The organism is Cupriavidus sp. 05N38 (assembly GCF_056397345.1).
This window is the reverse complement of record NZ_JBFTNF010000194.1, coordinates 1-350: the sequence shown is the minus strand read 5'-3', so window position 1 is coordinate 350 and position 350 is coordinate 1. Positions and strand designations below refer to the sequence as shown.

At 60.6% G+C, this 350-nt stretch carries 1 protein-coding gene; it reads left to right on the top strand.

Annotated features, from left to right (window positions below; all coding sequences use genetic code 11):
- The coding region (locus tag AC1DK4_RS40885; protein WP_477132287.1) for a molybdopterin-dependent oxidoreductase at window positions 1-350 on the top strand (350 nt) is incomplete at both ends.

The window sequence follows — 350 nt, the reverse complement described above, 5'->3', positions numbered from 1 at the left end:
CAAGCTCGATCTGGTCACCACGCTGGATTTCCGCATGTCCTCGACCTGCGTCTATTCCGACATCGTCTTGCCGACCGCGACCTGGTACGAAAAGGACGACATGAACACCTCGGACATGCACCCGTTCATTCACCCGTTGTCGGCCGCCATCGACCCGGCGTGGGAATCGCGTTCCGACTGGGAAATCTACAAAGGCATCGCCAAGGCCTTTTCCAGCATGGCTGAAGGGCATCTGGGCGTTGAGAAGGACCTGGTGACCATCCCGCTGATGCACGACAGCGTCGGTGAACTGGCTCAACCTTTTGGCGGCACCGACTGGAAAAGCGCCGGCGTGGCCCCGGTGCCAGGCA